Origin of the sequence: Actinomadura sp. 7K507 (assembly GCF_004348425.1) — a bacterium.
Taxonomy (GTDB): domain Bacteria; phylum Actinomycetota; class Actinomycetes; order Streptosporangiales; family Streptosporangiaceae; genus Spirillospora.
Genome location: NZ_SMKK01000036.1, coordinates 1 through 17,443, shown reverse-complemented (window position 1 = coordinate 17,443; position 17,443 = coordinate 1). Strand labels below are relative to the sequence as shown.

The 17,443-nt window shown below is 73.5% G+C and carries 16 protein-coding genes; 7 read left to right on the top strand and 9 right to left on the bottom strand.

Features of this window, described 5'->3' with window-relative positions; all coding sequences use genetic code 11:
- Window positions 1-47: 47 nt before the first annotated feature.
- The 3 genes from E1285_RS10980 to E1285_RS10970 form a co-directional block, all read right to left on the bottom strand.
- Window positions 48-521: a hypothetical protein gene (locus E1285_RS10980; RefSeq protein WP_207946529.1), complete on the bottom strand. Its 474-nt coding sequence runs from the start codon at window positions 519-521 to the stop codon at window positions 48-50.
- 273 nt (window positions 522-794) lie between these two features.
- Complete coding sequence (locus tag E1285_RS10975; protein WP_132150794.1) at window positions 795-1,520, bottom strand: HEAT repeat domain-containing protein; 726 nt, start codon at window positions 1,518-1,520, stop codon at window positions 795-797.
- 59 nt (window positions 1,521-1,579) lie between these two features.
- Window positions 1,580-3,097, bottom strand: coding sequence for an alpha/beta hydrolase (locus E1285_RS10970; protein ID WP_132150792.1), 1,518 nt, complete (start codon window positions 3,095-3,097; stop codon window positions 1,580-1,582).
- Between the two features lie 136 nt (window positions 3,098-3,233).
- Here E1285_RS10970 and E1285_RS10965 point away from each other — a divergent pair, with 136 nt between their 5' ends.
- The 7 genes from E1285_RS10965 (at window position 3,234) to E1285_RS10935 (ending at window position 8,627) form a co-directional block, all read left to right on the top strand.
- A complete protein-coding gene (locus E1285_RS10965) occupies window positions 3,234-4,364 on the top strand; it encodes a histidine kinase (RefSeq protein WP_132150790.1) in 1,131 nt (376 codons plus the stop codon).
- A gap of 17 nt (window positions 4,365-4,381) precedes the next feature.
- On the top strand, window positions 4,382-5,032 hold the full coding sequence (locus E1285_RS10960) for a response regulator transcription factor (protein ID WP_132150788.1): 651 nt from the start codon (window positions 4,382-4,384) through the stop codon (window positions 5,030-5,032).
- A 62-nt stretch (window positions 5,033-5,094) separates the two neighbouring features.
- Window positions 5,095-5,388 (top strand): hypothetical protein, encoded by a 294-nt coding sequence (locus E1285_RS45480; RefSeq protein WP_165966552.1) that lies wholly within the window; start codon window positions 5,095-5,097, stop codon window positions 5,386-5,388.
- 377 nt (window positions 5,389-5,765) lie between these two features.
- On the top strand, window positions 5,766-6,623 hold the full coding sequence (larE, locus tag E1285_RS10950; RefSeq protein WP_132150784.1) for an ATP-dependent sacrificial sulfur transferase LarE: 858 nt from the start codon (window positions 5,766-5,768) through the stop codon (window positions 6,621-6,623).
- Window positions 6,620-7,288 (top strand): AIR carboxylase family protein, encoded by a 669-nt coding sequence (locus E1285_RS10945; RefSeq protein WP_132150782.1) that lies wholly within the window; start codon window positions 6,620-6,622, stop codon window positions 7,286-7,288. Before larE ends, E1285_RS10945 begins: the two co-directional genes overlap by 4 nt.
- Entirely contained in the window at window positions 7,285-7,902 is a 618-nt protein-coding gene (gene larB / locus E1285_RS10940; RefSeq protein ID WP_207946528.1) for a nickel pincer cofactor biosynthesis protein LarB, read from the top strand. The genes E1285_RS10945 and larB overlap by 4 nt, the downstream gene beginning before the upstream one ends.
- Window positions 7,899-8,627: a LarC family nickel insertion protein gene (locus tag E1285_RS10935; protein ID WP_132150778.1), complete on the top strand. Its 729-nt coding sequence runs from the start codon at window positions 7,899-7,901 to the stop codon at window positions 8,625-8,627. The genes larB and E1285_RS10935 overlap by 4 nt, the downstream gene beginning before the upstream one ends.
- A gap of 146 nt (window positions 8,628-8,773) precedes the next feature.
- Here the strand turns inward: E1285_RS10935 and E1285_RS10930 are convergent, their stop codons facing one another.
- The 6 genes from E1285_RS10930 to E1285_RS10905 form a co-directional block, all read right to left on the bottom strand.
- The gene (locus tag E1285_RS10930) at window positions 8,774-9,682 is read right to left on the bottom strand and encodes a lysophospholipid acyltransferase family protein (RefSeq protein WP_132150775.1); all 909 of its coding nucleotides are present in this window, start codon (window positions 9,680-9,682) and stop codon (window positions 8,774-8,776) included.
- 28 nt (window positions 9,683-9,710) lie between these two features.
- Window positions 9,711-11,288: a lactate racemase domain-containing protein gene (locus E1285_RS10925; protein WP_207946527.1), complete on the bottom strand. Its 1,578-nt coding sequence runs from the start codon at window positions 11,286-11,288 to the stop codon at window positions 9,711-9,713.
- Window positions 11,288-12,598: an alcohol dehydrogenase catalytic domain-containing protein gene (locus tag E1285_RS10920; RefSeq protein ID WP_132150773.1), complete on the bottom strand. Its 1,311-nt coding sequence runs from the start codon at window positions 12,596-12,598 to the stop codon at window positions 11,288-11,290. The genes E1285_RS10925 and E1285_RS10920 overlap by 1 nt, the downstream gene beginning before the upstream one ends.
- Window positions 12,595-14,892 carry an HAD-IB family hydrolase gene (locus E1285_RS10915; protein ID WP_165966551.1) on the bottom strand — a complete coding sequence of 766 codons (2,298 nt, stop codon included), beginning with the start codon at window positions 14,890-14,892 and terminating at the stop codon, window positions 12,595-12,597. Before E1285_RS10915 ends, E1285_RS10920 begins: the two co-directional genes overlap by 4 nt.
- Before the next feature lie 135 nt (window positions 14,893-15,027).
- Window positions 15,028-16,953, bottom strand: coding sequence for a histidine kinase (locus tag E1285_RS10910; RefSeq protein WP_132150769.1), 1,926 nt, complete (start codon window positions 16,951-16,953; stop codon window positions 15,028-15,030).
- A gap of 269 nt (window positions 16,954-17,222) precedes the next feature.
- On the bottom strand, window positions 17,223-17,443 hold a 221-nt coding region (locus tag E1285_RS10905), incomplete at its 5' end, for a helix-turn-helix transcriptional regulator (RefSeq protein WP_132150768.1).

Here is a 17,443-nt window from a genome sequence, read left to right as displayed (position 1 = left end):
GAGAATCGCCTACGACATCGCCGGACATGGGCGCGGGGCCACCGTTCCTAACCAGTACCCAGGCGGTGGTCGGCGGTGCCGGACAGGTCGTAGCCGAACCGCATCGGGGCGCCGACCGGGTTGCCGTGGGTGTCCAGGCGGTAGGCGGCCAGGTGGTCGGTGTTGGTGTCGACCCCGACGATGCCGCGGGCGCGGGCCGTCTCGAGCGGGACCGCGGGGATGGCGGGGCGTTGCCAGGACGCGGTGAGGTACCAGCGGTCCCGGCCGGTGTCGTGGTGGATGCGGTAGGCCACCGCCCGATCGGCGCGGATCCGGTCGGCCCACTCGGCGCCCCGGTGCGCGAACCGCACGCGACAAGTCAGGACGTAGCGGCCGTGCGGCGCGTTGGCCAGATGCGCCAGCGGTGCGGGCAGCCTGACCGATACTTCGCCGTCGGGAGTGACGCAGATGGCATCGTCCACGCCGGGGTGGGCCGTCGCGGGGACGGCGTCAACTCCTTCGACGATGACAATCTGCGACACGGCAGGTACTTTAAGTCATTATCTTCGAACACGCAATCGACTTGCCCGTGCGGCTGCCGCGCCGGCGCCCCGCAACATATCCTCCGGCCACCGGTACACAGCGAACGGAGCCCTGCGCACCACTCGTTCCACCGACTTCATGGCCATGCCTCACGTCCCTCATGAACGGCTACCGACACTCATGAAACCAACGGTTGTGAACCCCCTCGTCCGCAAGCATTGCCCTCCGGGAGAGAGCTCAACCGTCTGCCAGGCGCGGCCCGCAGGAGCGGATCATGGCGATCCGTGCTGCTTGGGAAGTTGGTTCAGGGCGATGGCGGCCCATTCGCGCACTTGCCGGTCGGGGTCGTTGCGGAGCCGTATGACGTGCGGGACGGCGGCGGCGGACTCGGTGTGGCCGAGCGAGCTGAGCACCGATATCCGCACATCCGGGTCGCGGTCCTTCAGTGCGGCGGCCATCGCGTCCATGGCCTCCGGGAGCCGCCGGGCGAGCCGGCCGGCGGGGCCCGCCGCCGCGGACCGGACGCGGGGATGCGGATCCCTGAGCGCGGACGCCACCCGGGGAAGGTCGTCGTCGGAGACGATGAAGTCCAGGGCCCAGACGCCGGTGGCGCGCAGGGCGGCGTCCTCGGCGCCGACCAGGGCGAGCACTGCCGGGCGTGCCCGCGCAGGTTCCTGTTCGAGCAGCTCGCAGATGACCGTCTGGAAGGTGTCCTGGTCGTCGCCCAGGTCCCGGGCCGAGGCGCGCAGCAGGACAGGCAGCGCGCCGAGCCCGGCGATGCCCGCCAGAACCTCCCCGATCACGTCACGCCCGTAGAAGTGCCCCCGCTCCAGGAAGGCCTCCAGGTGCCCCTCCAGTTCGGGGACCAGCGCGGGATCGGCGCCGTCGATCAGCGCACCGGTCAACTCGGTGATCTTGTCGAACTCGTCATCGAGATCCCGGTCCTCTTCCGGACCCTCCCCCTGAAGCAGGCGTATCAGCTGAGCGAGAAGCGACATGGCCGTCATCCTGCCGGTAATGGACCTGCGCGGCCACGCCTTCGGCCTCGGGCGGCGGATCAGGGGCGGCAGGTCGGGTCGGCGGCGGGAAGGGTTCCGGTGGCCAGGTAGGCGTTGACCTTGGCGTCCACGCAGCCGTTGCCGTATTCGCCGTAGATCCCGTGGGCGGTGGTGCCGCGCAGGGTGAGCAGGCGGGAACCGGTGAGCGCCCGGTGCATGGCCTTGCTGCCCTCGTAGGTCGTGGCGGTGTCCCCGGTGGCGGACACGATCAGCGCGGGGGTGGAGTTGCCGACGCGCGTGAGGCGCTCGCGCGGCCGGCCCGGCCAGAAGGCGCAGGGCCAGATGTTGTTCTTGAGGGGGCCGAAGAGGGGGTGGCGGGCGCGGCTGCGCTGGACGTCCTTCCAGTAGGTGCCGGGGTCGCGCGGCGCGGCGCGGTCGCCGCAGGTGATCGCGGCGGCGGGGCCGGCGAGCGGGGAACCGGCGCTGGTCAGGACGAACGTGAGGAGTCCGTCCAGTTCGGGGCCGGGGGCCGCCGGGCGGCCGTGTGCGGCCTCGTTCAGGGTCCGGACGGTGGAGGCGAACTCCGCGCGGGCCGCGGGGCGGTCGTCGCCGGAGCCGGTGGAGAGGATGTACGGGACCGCCTGGTCGTCCACCTCGTAGGGGCCGACGCGCAGCGGGCGGTCCTGCGCGGCGGCGACGATCGCGTTCACGGTGGCGAGCACGCGGGCGCGGGTGGCGCCGAGGCCGTAGGTGCCGTGACGTTCGGCGGCCCAGGCCGCCCAGCCGCGCAGCGCGCGTTCCCCCTCGTCCTCGGTGCCCCGCATCGCCCTGGGGCCCCACTTGGACGGGTCGCCCGCGCTGTCCAGGACGACGCGGTCGGTGCGGCCGGGGAACATCTGGGTGTAGACCGCGCCCAGGTAGGCGCCGTAGGAGTAGCCGAGGAAGGAGATCCGGCGTTCCCCGAGGGCGCGGCGCACGAGGTCGATGTCGCGGGCCGTGTCGCGCGTGTTGGCGTACGGGAGCACGTCGCCGTGGCGCCGGGCGCACCGCTCGGCCAGGTCGCGCTGCACCGCCGCCTGGTGGTCGAACCGGGCGCGGGTCGGGCCGGCGGAGCGGATCCACATGCCGATGGGCCAGCCGCAGTCGAGCGGCGTGCTGCGCCCGACGAAGCGCGGGTCCAGACCGACGATGTCGTAGCGGGCGGCGACGTCCTTCATGGCCGCGCGGGTCTGCAGGGGCATCCCCAGCGTCGGCTGTCCGGGGCCGCCGTTGTTGAGGACCATGGTGCCGATGCGATGCGCCCGGTCGGTCGCGGGGAGGCGGGACAGCGCGAGCTTGATGGTGCGGCCGCCGGGCCTGGAGTGGTCGAGCGGGACGGTGAGTTCCGCGCACCGTGCGCCCGCCCGGTCGAGGTCCCGTCCGACGGCGTCGTCGGGTCCCTGGGCGCAGGGCTTCCAGTCGAGCGGCGGGGGCGCGCCGCCGTCGGCTCTGGCGAGGGGTGAAACGGCGCCGGACAAGGCGATCAAGGCGAGTACCGGGAGCAGCCCTCGGCGGGCCCGCGCAATCGTCGGTTTCATGGCCGGGGACGCTAATGCGGCCCGGCCGAACGCACGATACGGCCAGCCGCACGCGCCTACCTACAGTCCGCTGTAGTGCCCGCCAAGGACCGGTAGCGGACAATGCAATCCAAACCCGGGTCGTGAGGGGGTGCGCATGCGTGACCGGGCAATCTCCGGCTCGGCCTACCTGCTGGGCACGCTGGCCACCGCCGTGGCCACGGCGCTCGCGTTCCCGGTGCTGCTCGCACCGCCGGCGGCGCGGGGCTGGGCGGCCTGGCACCGGCGGCGGGCCGGCGGGCTGCTCGGCGTTCCGGCCGACGGGCGGCCGTCCACGCGGCGCCGTCTCGCCTGGGCGGTCGCGCACGTCGCGGTCGGGTTCCCGCTCGGGCTGGCCGCGCTGATATGCCTGGGCAACATCCTGGTCGCCCTGGTGGCGTTGCCATTGTGGTGGGCGTTTCCCGCCGACGAGCGTCCCACCCTGGTGTCGTTCTTCGATGTCCCTGTGGGCGATTGGACGACCGCGCTGGTCGGGGGCTCCGTTCAGATCGCCGTCCTCGGTGCGGCGGCCTGGTGGGTGCTCCCGGCGCTGGCGCGGCTCCACGCGCGGCTGTGCCTGGCGATGCTCGCGCAGTCGGACCGCGAGCGGCTCACCGAGCGGGTCGACGTGCTGACCAGGAGCCGGGTCGGCGTGGTCGACGCCCATGGCGCGGAGCTCCAGCGGATCGAACGCGACCTGCACGATGGGACGCAGGCGCGGCTGGTGGCCATCGCCATGCAGCTGGGCATCGCCCGGGAGGCGCTGACCGACGACCCGGACACGGTGGCGACGCTGATCCGGCAGGCGCACGAGACGGCGGAGGAGGCGATGGTCGAGCTCCGCACGGTGCTCCAGACGATCTACCCTCCGATCCTCGCCGACCGCGGGCTCGACGGGGCGCTGACGGCGCTGGCCGCCCGGTCGAGCGTGCCGGTCCGCATCGAGCTCGCCGGCCTGGGCGCGCTCCCGGCGACCGTGGAGGCGGTGGCCTACTACGTGATCGCCGAGGCGCTGACGAACGTGACCAAGCACGCCGCCGCCACGCGGGCGGCCCTCCGGGTCGAGCGCGCCGGCGACGTGCTGTCCATCGAGGTCACCGACGACGGAAGGGGAGGCGCCGACGGGGCGCGCGGCACCGGGATCACCGGGATGCGCCGTCGGGTCGCCGCCCTGGACGGCGCCGTCCGCCTCGACAGCCCGCCGGGCGGCCCTACCACGCTCGCCGTCCAGGTGCCGTGTCCACGGTGATCGCTTGAGGAGGTCCAGTGCGGGTCGTGATCGCTGAGGACAACGTCCTGCTGTCCAGCGGCCTGGAGCTGCTGCTGGCGGCGAAGGGCTGCCAGGTCGTGGCGGTCGTGGGCGACGGCGAGGCGTTCCTCGACGCCGTCACCGAGCACCGTCCCGACATCGCCATCGTCGACGTGCGGCTGCCGCCGTCGTTCCGCGACGAGGGAATCCACGCCGCGCTGCGGGCCCGCCGCGAGCACGGCGCGCTGCCGGTCCTGGTGCTGTCGCAGTACGTCGAGCGCGAGTACGCCGGCGAGCTCCTCTCCGACGGCCGCGGCGGCATCGGCTACCTCCTCAAGGACCGCATCGGCCGGGTGGCCGAGTTCGTCGACGCCCTGCGCCGCGTCGCGGCCGGCGGCACCGCCATGGACCCCGAAGTGGTCGCCCAGCTCCTCGCGCGCCGCGCCGGCGCCCCCCTGGACACCCTCACGTCCCGCGAACGGGAGTCGCTCGCCCTCATGGCGCAGGGCCACGACAACACCACCATCGCCGAGCGGATGCGCATCTCCGACAACGCCGTCCACAAGCACGTCGGCAACATCTTCGCCAAGCTGGGCCTGGCACCGGACGACTCCGGCCACCGCCGCGTCCGCGCAGTCCTCGCCTACCTGGACGGCGCACCGCCATGACTAGGCTCTGAACTTTCGGGGGTGGGCGGTCGTTGGACCGTAGAGGCAGGGGAGGAATCACGATGGCTTTGATTGATCGGATCATGCGGTTCGCGCGGGGGCCTCAGGCGCAGAAGGCTCGTGCCAAGGCCGAGCAGGCCGCGCGGAGCCCGCAGGCGCAGAAGGCCCGTGCCAAGGCCGAGCAGGCCGCGCGGAGCCCGCAGGCGCAGAAGGCGCGAGCCAAGGCCGAGCAGGCCGCGCGCAGTCCGCAGGCGCAGAAGGCGCGAGCCAAGGCGGAGCGGTTCGTGAACGATCCGCGCAACCAGGAGAAGGCGCGCAGCTTGATGGCCCGCCTGCGTGGCGGTCGCCGCCACTGACCCGGTGAGTGTCCGGCCATGGGCCCGCTTCCCTGTGGAGCGGGCCCTTCGCTTTGCCGACCGAATGGTATTGCCTGATAGACGTAACTGCGATTATCTTGCAATAGTGGCCTTATGGCTGATTACGTCGAGATGCTCTGGTCGCTCGTCGACCGGACGGACGTCCAGGCCCGATTCGGCGCAGCCCGCAACTGACGGGAAGGAGCGCCGAGACCCACGGCGCCCGCCAGGCCGGGATCGTGCTCAGAACCTTTCCTCGCGGCCCGGCGGGCGCCGTGCTGTGTCGTGCCGCGGGAAGTCGCCCGTCGGATGACGGATTCGGGGTGGGGGGTTCGCGCCTAGCGTCCAGGCGGAGGACTACGCCGAAGGAGATCCCCATGGCCGACAGGCCCGTTTCGCGGCTCCCGGACACGCCGAAGGTCGCGGCGTTGCGCGGGGCGCTGGCCTCGCTGCCGGGGGCCGTGGTCGCCTACTCGGGTGGTGTGGACAGTTCGCTGCTGGCCTACCTCGCGCACCGGGAGCTAGGGGAGCGGGCCATCGCGGTCACCGCCGACTCCGCGTCGCTGGCCCGGTCGGAGCTGGCGGACGCCCGCGCCCAGGCCGCGCGGCTCGGGATGCGGCACCGGGTGGTGACGACCGGCGAGCTGGACGACGAGCGGTACTCGGCCAACGGCGCCGACCGCTGCCGGTTCTGCAAGGAGGCCCTCGTCTCGGTGCTGAACGCGGTGGCGGCGGAGGCGGGGGACTGGCCCGTCCTGCTCGGCGTGAACACCGACGACCTCGGCGACCACAGGCCAGGGCAGAGCGCCGCCCGCCGGATGGGGGCGCGCTTCCCCATGGTGGACGCGGGCCTCAGCAAGGACGATGTGCGGGATGCCGCGCGTGGGCTGGGGCTTCCTACGTCCGACAAGCCCGCGTCGGCCTGCCTCTCGTCGCGTCTCGCCTACGGCGTGCCCGTCACCCGGGAGGCGCTCCGGCGGGTCGAGGACGCCGAGGACGCGCTGCGCCGCGCCGGATTCGGCGGACGGTTCCGCGTGCGCGACCAGGGCGGCGACCTCGCGCGGATCGAGGTGGAGGCCCAGGACATCGCGCGTGCCGCTGAGCGGGCGTCCGAGATCGCGGCCCTCCTCAAGGGTGCCGGTTTCCGCTACGTGACCCTGGACCTGGAGCCGTACCGGCAGGGCAGCCACAACGCCGTGCTCGGCCTTCCCCGCGTGCGGGTGGCCGCCACATGACCGCCGACATCGATCAGCTGGGCTTCGCCCGGGTCGACATCGGGCGGGGCCGCCGCCGTGGCCATCCGGAGGCGGTGTTCTGTGAGGGCAAGACGACGGCGGAGGTCGTCGCCATCGCCGAGAGCCTGGTCCGCGCCGGCGCCACCAACGTGCTGGCCACTCGTGCGCCGGCCGAGACCCTCCTCGCGCTGCGCACGGCGTTCCCCGGGACGGTGGTGCACGAGCGCGCCCGGCTGGCCGTCCTGTCCCCGGTCGCGGGACGCGGCGCCGGACGGGTCGAGGTGGTGTGCGGGCGGCCCGAGGACGAGCCCGCCGCCGAGGAGGCCGCGCTGGTGGCGGAGGCGATGGGAAGCCGTGTCGTGCGGCGCTATGACGCGCCCGTCCACGATCCCGCCGCCCTGCCCGGCTGGCTCCGCGAGCAGGACGGCCCCGAGGTGCTCATCGTCGCGGACGGGACCGGCGGGGCGCTGCCCACGCTGGTGTCCGGCCTGGTCGGACGCATGGTCATCGCGCTGCCGACGTCGGCGAGCGGTGAGCTGCCGGGCAAGGCCGCGCTGCTGTCGGCGCTGAACGCGTGCTCGCCCGGCGTGGTCACGGTCAACATCGACAACGGGTACGGCGCCGGGTACGCCGCCCACTTGATCAACTCCCGGGGGCACGAGTGAGCCGCCCGATCGCCGCCGCCCACGCCGGGGACCTCGGCCCGGAGCGGATACGCGAGCGCGTCAAGGAACTGCTCGCCCGCGACGCCGAGGCGGCCTTCCTCCGGCAGGCCTCCGAGCGGCAGTACGAGGCGGCGCGCGAGGCCGCCTCCGATGCCGTCCACCACCGGCGGTCCGGGCTCGTGGTGCTGAACCCGCCGCGTCCCCGGCCCTGCTCCCATGTGCCGCTGCCGGTCGCCGTCGTCTCGGCGGGGACGGCCGACCTGCCGGTGGCGGAGGAGGCGCTGGTCGCGGCGACCACGTTCGGCCTGGCCGCGACGCTGACCGCCGACGTCGGCGTCGCGGGACTGCACCGCCTCCTCGCGGTGCGCGAAGAACTCGACGAGGCGCGGCTCCTCATCGTGGTCGCCGGCATGGACGGCGCGTTGCCCTCGGTCGTGGCCAAGGTGTCGTCCCGCCCGGTGGTGGCCGTGCCCACCAGCGTCGGCTACGGCAGTTCGGACGGCGGCCTCGCGGCCCTGGCCGCCCTGCTCACCTCGGGCGCGCCGGGCCTGGCCGCCACCGGAATCGACGACGGCCTCGGGGCCGCAGTACTAGCGCGGAGGTTGCTCACGTGACGAACGTCGCCTACTTCAACTGCTTCGCCGGAGTGGCCGGCGACATGGCCCTCGGCTCACTGCTCGACGCGGGCGCCGACCTCGGCGAGGTGCGCGCCATGCTCAAGGGCCTGGACGTCCCCGGCTGGTCCCTGGACACCGAACGGGTGTCGCGGCGCGGCATCGCCGCCACCCGCGCCATCGTCGGCGTGGATGACGACGCCGTGTCCCGGACGCACGCCGTCATCGAAGACCTCGTCGGGGCGGCGCCCCTGCCGGGCCGCGTGAGAGACCGGGCCCTCCAGGTGTTCCGGACCCTCGCGGAGGCCGAGGGAGCCGTGCACGGCACGCCCCCGGAGGACGTGCACTTCCACGAGGTCGGCGGCCACGACGCGATCGTCGACATCGTCGGGACGTGCGCCGCCCTGGAGACCCTCGGCGTGGACGAGGTGCGCGCCGCCCCGATCCCGGTCGGGCGGGGCTTCATCCGCTGCCGCCACGGCCTGATCCCGAACCCGGGCCCGGCGGTCGTCGAACTCCTGGCCCGCGCCCGCGCACCGATCCACGGGCACGACATCGACGCCGAGATGGCCACCCCGACGGGCACCGCACTACTGGTGACCCTCGCGGCCGAGTTCGGCCCGATGCCCGCGATGACCGTCACCGGCAACGGCTTCGGCGCGGGCACGAAGGTCTTCGGCGACTTCCCCAACGTGACCCAGGCCGTCCTCGGCGAGACCGCCTGACACGAGGTTGCTCTGGCGCAGGGCCACCCTGGCGCGGGGCCACCCTGGCGCAGGGTCGCTCTGGCACGAGGTCCTTCTGGCGCGCGGAGCGGGCGCCGCCGGGCTTCGTTGGCCGGGGCGCCCGCGTTCCAGCGGGGACGGGGTGGTCAGCGGCGGCGCCAGATCCGGTGGTGGCGGGTCGACGGTTGCGCCGGGCGGGTCGACTCCCACTTGCGGCGCCACTCCGACGCGTCCGGTCCGCGCGGGGCGCGGCGGCGGTCGGGGGAGTGCATCGACGCCCACCAGCCCTCGTCGTGCTCGACCCACAGGCGGCCGACCTCGTCCTCCAGGCGGGCGTTGAACGCGCCCGTCGACTCGTCGGGCCCGGGGTCGAGCGGGCGGCCGTACCGCACCGACACGACGGGGCGGCCCTTCTTCGGCCAGAACCCGCCGCGCGGCATCGCCTGGTGGGTGCCGCGCAGCACCAGCGGGACGGCCGGTATGCCGTTCTCGCGGCACAGCAGCGCGGCGCCCATCCGGAACCGGCGCGCCCAGCCGTCCGGCGACCGGGTCCCCTCCGGGTAGATGAGCAGGCTCCACCCGTCCTGGATGAGTTCGGAGGCGAGGTCCAGGGACCGCTCGACGCCGCGCCGCTCGATCGGGAACGCGTTGAAGGTGAGTGCGGTGGCGATCGCGCGCCAGCGGGCGTCGAAGAAGTAGTCGGCGGCCGCCGCCACCGCGACCTGGCGGCGCACCTGGACGGGCAGCGACCCGAGGATGAGCGGCGTGTCGAGGTGGCTGGCGTGGTTGGCGACGAAGACGGCCGGGCCCTTCATGCCTTCGAGGAGGTCGAGGCCGTGGATCTCGGGTCTGGTCTGGCTCCACGTGACCGTTCTCAGCAGGCCGTCGAACGCGACCGTCCGGGCGGCGGCGGCGAGCGGCGTCCGCGCCCATTCGGTGGGGAACGACCGTGCCCGCGGCGCCTCCGTCCACGGCTGCGCGGAGCGCGGGGCGGGGGCGCGTCCGCGCCAGTCGCGTCCGCGCCGCAGCAGGCGGACCTCCTGCACGAGCTTCATGCGTCCCCCACTCATAGAACGGCCCCCCTCATCGGACGTCCGCCAGGGTCATCGGCGGGGTGTGGAGGTAGGTGAGGCTGGGGCTGCGGCCGACCGACTCGCCCGCCATCTCCAGCGCGTCGGCGAGGCTGCTGGCCGCGCGGAACCCGAGGCGCGACGCGACCTTCCGGTCGGCGCCCACGCAGATGACGTCGCCCAGGTGGGAGAGGGCGTGCGCGCCCCAGTACCACATGTAGAACGGGTGGACGCCGTGGTAGGCGTACGAGTTCCGGTACAGGTGGACGTACCAGGGGTCGGTGGCGTACTGCTCCTCGAACTTCGTCTCGATCGTCGCCGGGTCCGTCGTCTGCGTCAGCACCTCCTCGTAGAAGTCGATGTAGCTGGGGTGGTGCAGCGGGTGGAACTCCGACTTCATCGGGTGGTACATGATGAGGGCGCCGCCCTCGCGTACCAGGGGCTTGTTCCGGTACATGTTGAAGTAGTAGCCGAGCCCCAGGCTGTACACGAGGATCGGGTTCATCACCGAGTTGACGTTGTAGGGGCACAGGTACGGCAGGCCGAGCATCAGCACGTCCGACTGGCCGTGCACCTCGGTCATCTGCTGGCGGTGCACCGCCGCGAGGGTCCGCTCGTGGACCTCGTCGGTGGCGCCCGCGTGGACGCCGGTGACCCCGTACGGCGCCCGCATGTTCTGCCACACGCGGTGGCGGGCACCGGCCGGGGCGAGGTCGTTGGCGCGCTTGGCGGCGAGGAACTTCGCCTGGTCCTTCAGCGTCCACTCCCACTCGCGCTTGTTCAGGAACTCGAACGGCGACGGGAACTGGTCGTTGTTGAGGGTGCACTCGATGTGGAAGACCTTCACCGACTCCGACAGCAGCTTGTGCATCCGGTCGTAGGAGTGGTGCATCGCCGAGTTCGGCGGGTCGTTGAACGAGCGGGACTCTCGCAGCGTGTGGACGTTGTGGTGGTGGCGCAGGCTCTTGTACGAGGCGAGCCCGACCGCGACGGACTTCGCGCCGCCGTTCATCGCCACCAGGTTGATGTTCACGTACACGAGCAGGTCGCTCTCGGCGGCCCGCTTGTTGATCTCGACGTCCTCGCCGTGCCGGGTCTGCCCGAGCGCCTTGAGGTCGTCGCGGTCCTCGGCGTCGTGGTTGCGGAGCTTGTCGGGCCAGAAGGAGTCGAAGACCCGCTCGCCGACGATGTGCTTGATCTCCGCGGGCGTCATCCGGCGGTGCAGGGCGTTCCCGGCGATCAGCTCGACGTCGTCGACGCCGGCGGCCGCGGCCATCTCGAGGACCTGCTCGATCACCCGCTGCCGGACGTCGGGCGCCCGCATCGGCGGCAGCGGCAGCGACAGGTCGTCGAACACGATCGTCAGCCGCATGCCGGAGCTCAGCAGCTCGGGCAGCGGCTCGCTGCCGAGCGGATGCAGCAGCGCGTTCCGGATCAGGCCGTTCACGTCGCGGACGCCGGGCAGCGAGTCCGGCGGGTAGATCACGCGGGTGCCGAGCGGGAACCGCTCCAGCCGGAACCCCTCCCCTTCGTGCACGAGGATCGGGGGTGTCCGCTCGTCCACCTCCAGCACGAGTCCCGGTCTGCTCATTAATCGGCTCCTTCGCGATCGAGATGGTCGGTGCTGTCGCCGTCGAGCGGAACCGCGGCGCCGCTCAGCGCGGGGGCGCCGCCGTTCCGGGGGGCTCTGCCGCCGTGGAGGGCCGTGCTTTCCCGCGTGGCGTCGCCGTTGTGGGGAGCGAAGGCGATCTTGACGCTGCCCGAGCGGCCGGCGGACAGCGCGTGCGACAGCGCGTCCCGCCAGCGGGTGAGGGGGTAGACGCTGTCGACGAAGCCTTCGAGGGCGTCGTGGGAGGCCAGGTCGATCGCGGCCTGGAAGTCGTCCGCGCCGCGGCTGGCGTAGGAGCCGACGATGTTCAGCTCCCGGAACCAGGCGGGCGTCAGGTCGACGGGCTTGGACGGCATGCCGGACAGCAGCACGGTCCCGCCCGCCCGGACGAGCCGCAGCGCCGTGTCGAGGCCCTCGCCGCCGGTGCATTCGACGACGATGTCCGCGCCGCCGAGCAGGTAGCCGGGGCCGAGTTCGGGACGGACGAGGGACCCGCCGGTGATGCGGCGCAGCCCGCGCAGCGCCGCCGACGGGTCGATCGTCTCCGTCGCGCCCAGCTCCCGCGCCCGCCGCCGCTGCCCGCCGTGCCGGGCGATGACGGTGATCGGCCCGGCCGGGGTCAGCTCGCGCAGCGCGAGGACGGTCAGCAGCCCGACCGTCCCGGCGCCGACCACGACGATCGAGGTGCCGCGCGGGACGTCGATGCGGCGGACGGACCGCACCGCGCACGCGAGCGGCTCCGCCAGCACGGCCCGTTCGGACGGCAGCGAGTCCGGTACCCGGTGGAGTTGGCTGTGGTGCGCGACCAGCCGCTCGGACCAGCCGCCTCCGGTGTCGGAGCAGAAGCCGGTCTGCAGCCCCGAGGAGATCCGTCCGGCGTTCACGTGGTCGCACCGGTTCTCGTGGCCGCTCGCGCACGGCGGGCACGGGCCGGTCCCGCGCGCCCGGCACGGCAGCACCGGGTCGATGACGACGCGCGTCCCGGCGGGCATGTCGTCGGTGCCGTCGAGGAGTTCGGCGACGACCTCGTGGCCCGGCACGAACGGCATCGACGTCAGCGGCCCCAGGTACGGGGACACCTTCCCGGCGGCCATCGCCAGGTCGGACCCGCAGATCCCCGACAGGACGGTCTTCAGCCGCACCCATCCGGGCCCCGGTGTCCCCGGCGGCTGGCGGTGCGACAGGCGCAGCGGCGCGAGCGAGGGGACGGCGGCGGGGCGGAGCCGGCCGGGCAGCCGGGCGGCGGCGAGGTAGCGGGCGGGCGAGCGATGGTACTCCAGCGCCAGGATCATCGCGCCTCCTCCAGTGCCGCGTCGAGCAGGGTGGACACGGCCCCGGTGTCGCCGTCCCAGTCCGCGATGGCCCAGCGCTTCTGCTTGGCGTGCCGGTACAGCCGGGGGTCGGGGTTGACGGCGACGGGGTTGCCGACCTGCTCCAGGACGGGCCGGTCGGAGTAGTGGTCCCCGTACGCCCAGCTCCCGGCCAGGTCGACGCCCTCCTCGCGGGCCCAGGAGCGCAGCCACGCGGCACGCGCCTCCCCGATGAGCGGGGGCCGTTCGAAGTGCCCGGTGTAGTGGCCGTCGACGACGCGGAGCCGGGCGGCGAGCACGTCGTCGAACAGGGTGCGGAGCGGCTCGACGAAGACGTCCACGGTTCCGGTGAGCAGGACGGTCCGGTGCCCGGCGGCGCGGTGGGCGCGGATCCGGCGGATCGCCTGCGGCCAGGCCCGCCGCAGCAGCACGTCCGCCAGCCGGTCCCGGGCCAGCGCCCGCAGCTCCTCCTCGTTGGCGCCCTCGTACCGGCGGACGAACTCGCGCAGGAACTCCCCGCGGTCGCGGTGCTCCATGCGCATGTACTTGGGCGCGGACTTCAGGACGGGCAGCAGCGTCCCCGGCCAGGTCCGGACGGGGACGTCCAGCAGCCGCGCCCACAGGTGCGCCTCGACCACGTCGGACGCGACGATCGTGCCGTCGAGGTCGAACACGGCGGCGACGTCCCGCCGCTCCTCGAACCGCACCGCGGGCGGCGCCGGGCGCGACGTCACCGCCGGGCGCGGCTCCGGGTGGTGCGGCGGGGCGAGGCGGAACGCGGCGGTCACGGCGGGGCAGTGCACGTCGCGGAGGTAGTGCGCCCAGTCGATGACAGCCGAGTCGCAGCCCTCGCCGTCCGGGAGCGTCCGGTCGAGCGCGAGGGTGCCGGTGTCGGCGTAGACGACCTCGGCCGCGCCGTACGCCCCGTACAGGTCGCGGTAGCGGCGCAGCATCCGGACCTCGCGTCCCTGCTTGTGCAGGTTGCGCTGCCAGCCGCGGGTGCGTTCGCCGCTGGGCAGCATCATCAGGGCGCGTTCGGCGATGTCCATCGCGCGTTCCGCCGTGCCCAGCATCTTCTCGGCGCGGCCGTCGCTGAGCAGCGTCACGTCGCGGGGGCGGATCGCGCCGCGCCCGTCGGTGCCGGGCAGCGGATGCTCGGTGTAGTACTCCTGGACGAGTTCGACGAGCCGCTGCAGCGTCAGCGGATTCCGGGCGCCGGACCCGACGTGGTAGTAGGCGGCCTCCCCCGGCTCGGGCACCGCCGCGGCGGCGGCGAGCAGCGCGTTCACGACCATGTCCACCGGGATGATGTCGACGATCCCGTCCGGGATGCCGGCGAGCGCCCGCAGCATCCCCTGCCCGTAGGCGAGGATCAGCGGGTCGGCCATCTTGAACCCGTCGATCCAGCCGGGGTACGGGTGCCGCAGGGCGCTCTCCACGATCGCCGGGCGGACGATCGACAGCGGTAGGTCGCGGGCGGTCTCCTCGGCGGCGCGTTCCCCGAGGGCCTTGGTGAACGTGTACACGTCGGGCCAGCCGAGGCTGCGGGCGCGCTCGCGCCCGTAGTCGGTCAGCCGGCTGTCGACCTCCTCGCGGCGGCGGCGCTCGGTGTCGGCGGCGACGGCGGTCGGCCCGGCCTTGCCCTGCTCCTTGAGCGCGGCGGCGCGCAGCCGCCCGAGGATCTCGGGCCGCCGCGAGTCGCGTTCGACGGACCGGCGCGCCTCGACCGCGTACTCCAGTTCGGTGGGCCAGTCGATCGCGTGGTCCAGGGTCGTCTCGGGGACGATCCCCTTCCGTGAGCCCGCGACGTAGGCGGTGGAGACGTGCACGATGTGCGGGGTCTTCCCGGCGCGTTCCCCCGCGCGCCGGACGGCTTCGTACAGGTTGATCGTGCCGACGACGTTGGTGGCGAACGCCTCGTCGATCGGCGGGTCGAACGACACGATGGACGCGCCGTGGATGAGCACGTCCACGTCGTCCGGCAGTTCGGGCACGGACTCGGTGATGTCGGACGAGACGACCCGTACCCGGTCCCGGACGATCGCGCGGGCCTCGTCGTCGCCGACCCGCTCCCGCCACGGCGCGAACACCGGCTTGGCGACGACTTCGTCGAGCCGCTGCTCCGCGGTCATGCCCGGCCGCTCCCGCAGGATCGCCACGACCCGGGTGTCGGGGTAGCCGGACAGCAGGCGTTCCAGGAGGGCCTGCCCGATGAACCCGGTGACGCCGGTCAGCAGGACGGTGCGCCCGGCGAGGTTCGGGCTCGCTTCGCTCATGCGTGTCTCCTGCGAGGGGGCGACCCCCCGCACCCCCCGGTTCGCTTCGCTCATGCGGCACGCTCCCTGTATGCGGCGGTGGCCGGGGTGGAGGCCAGCGGGGGAATGCGGTGATCCTGCGTCATGCCCGGAACGCTAGGCACGGAAGGGAAGAGGCGAATCCGTCATCTGACGGGGCTCTTCCGCCGCGCCCGCGCCCGGGGCGCCCGCGATCAGGGGGATCTCCGCGACGAGCGTGAACCCGCCGTCGCCGTCCGTCCCGGCCGAGAGGGAGCCGCCGAGCGCGCCGGTCCGCGCGGTCAGGTTCGACAGCCCCTTGCCCGTGCCGGGGTCGGTGCCGGTGAACGACGGCGGGATGACGCCGTCGTTGCCGACCGTGAGCCGCACGATCCCGTGGTGGACGGTGACCGAGATGTCGCAGCGTTCCGGATGCGCATGCCGCAGGACGTTGGTGACGGATTCGCGCAGTACGGCCGCCAGTGCCCCGTCTACCGGTGAGGACGGCGGCAGTTCCGGCAGGTCGGGCAGGTGCAGGTGGACCTCGGCGCCGGCGGCCGCGAGCGCGGCGCGTGCCGACACCGCCTCGTCCCGCAGCGACAGCGCCCGGTCCTCCTCGGCGACCGCGCTGGCCTCCGCCTTCGACCGCTCGGCCAGCGCCGCCAGCTCGCCCAGCTCGCGCCCGGCCCGCGCCGGGTCGGCGGTGACGAGCCGCCGCGCCAGCTCCGCCTTGACCGTGATCGTCGACAGCCCCAGCCCGAGCAGGTCGTGGACGTCCCGGGAGATGCGCAGCCGCTCGTGCAGCGCCGCCATCCGCGCGAGCCGCTCGCGGGCGACGTCGACCTCGCGGGCCAGCTGCGGGAGCCGGTACAGCGCGTACACGACCACGCCGATCTGCACCGAGATCGCGGACGTGTAGAGGTAGAACAGCGCCCCGTACGACGCCCACAGCGCCGGGACGCACCACGCCGCGATGGTCAGCGAGAACAGGATCCACGCCCACCGCCCGCGCGACACCAGCAGCACCGACCCGGTCGCCAGGCACGCCATCGTCGCCCACTCCTTGCCGAGCAGCGCGTACGGCACGAAGATCAGCAGGACCTGCGCGGAGAGCGTCCACCGCCCGCCCCTCGGCCGCCGCCCGCGCAGCACGGTCGAGGAGTGCCGGAGCTGCAGCGCCGAGATCGCGGCCGCCACGACCGCCGCCGCGCCGGTCATCGCCCAGGACCCGTCCGGTGCGGTGTGGACGTACATGACCTGCTGCCAGCCGAAGCCCAGCGTCACGAAGAGCAGGATCGTCCAGGCCAGGCGGGACTGCGTCACGCGTCCCGGGCGGTGCTCTCTGGGGGAGGGGCCCTGGAGCGCGCCGACGATCGACCGGACGTCCGTGGCGGCGCGCCGCGCGGTGCGGGCCACCTCGTCGAGGTCGGTGCGCGCGGCGGCGGCGTCGACCGGCAGCCGGTCGCGGGCGCGCCGGCTCAGCACCTCGATCCGGGTGAGCGCGGCGCCCAGCACCGCGCGCAGGCTGCCCGCCGCCTCCAGCCGCTCCCGCGCCGCCGCGGCCGCGGCGAACTGCGCCCGGGTGGCGTGCAGTTCCCGGACGAACCCGGACAGCCGCGTCAGCGCGTACATCGACAGCCCGACGTACATCGTCGCCATCACGCAGAACGACACGTCCTGCGCGGACCAGCCCTGGTAGTACCGCAGCAGGCCCTCCGCCGCCAGGACGAGGCCCACCATGAACCACGACAGCGGCGGACGCAGCAGGAGCAGCATCGCGCCCGCGAGGAACCCGCCCACGATGGGATACCAGTGCGTGCCGAACACCGCCAGCGGCAGCAGCGCCAGCGCGGTCTGCACCGTCAGATGCGTGACGATCACCCACCGGCGGGGGTGCTGGGAGCGCGGCCCGTACAGGACGAGCAGCCACTGCACCCCGAAGATGCCGGTGATCACGAGGACGGCCGACAGCAGCATGTGGGACGGGCCGGTCTCCGCCTGCTTCAGCAGCCGGGTCTGCAGCATCAGCACCAGGTACATGCCGGTGATGACCCGGGCGAACAACGGCGTCCGGCCGGCGAGGCCCCCGGAAGGTGCGGGGCCCGCCGGCTTCTGTCGTCGCCGAACGGATCCGTCCCATCGCGCTACGTTCACCGGCCCCCCAACGCCGCCTCTTCGGATGATGAAGCGGCGAGGCCACACGATCAAGGCAAATAATCGGCTGAATATTTTTGTGGCGGAGACGCCAGGGCTCGTCAGGTGATATCGGGAGATGTCAGACCGGCAGCGCCGGCCGGGCTGCAAGCCGGGGCGGTACGGATCAGCCGGGACGGTCAGGCGGGACGGTCCGCGCCGGCCTCCAGGGCCGGGACGCACCGGTGCAGCTCGGCGCGTGAGGCGACACCGAGCTTCGGGAACGCCTTGTACAGGTGGTACGCGACCGTGCGGTGGCTCAGCCGCAGCCGGGCCGCGATCTGCCGGTTGGTCGCGCCGGTCATCGCCAGCCGCACCACCTGCATCTCCTGCGCGGTCAGCCGCCCCGGCGGATCGTCCC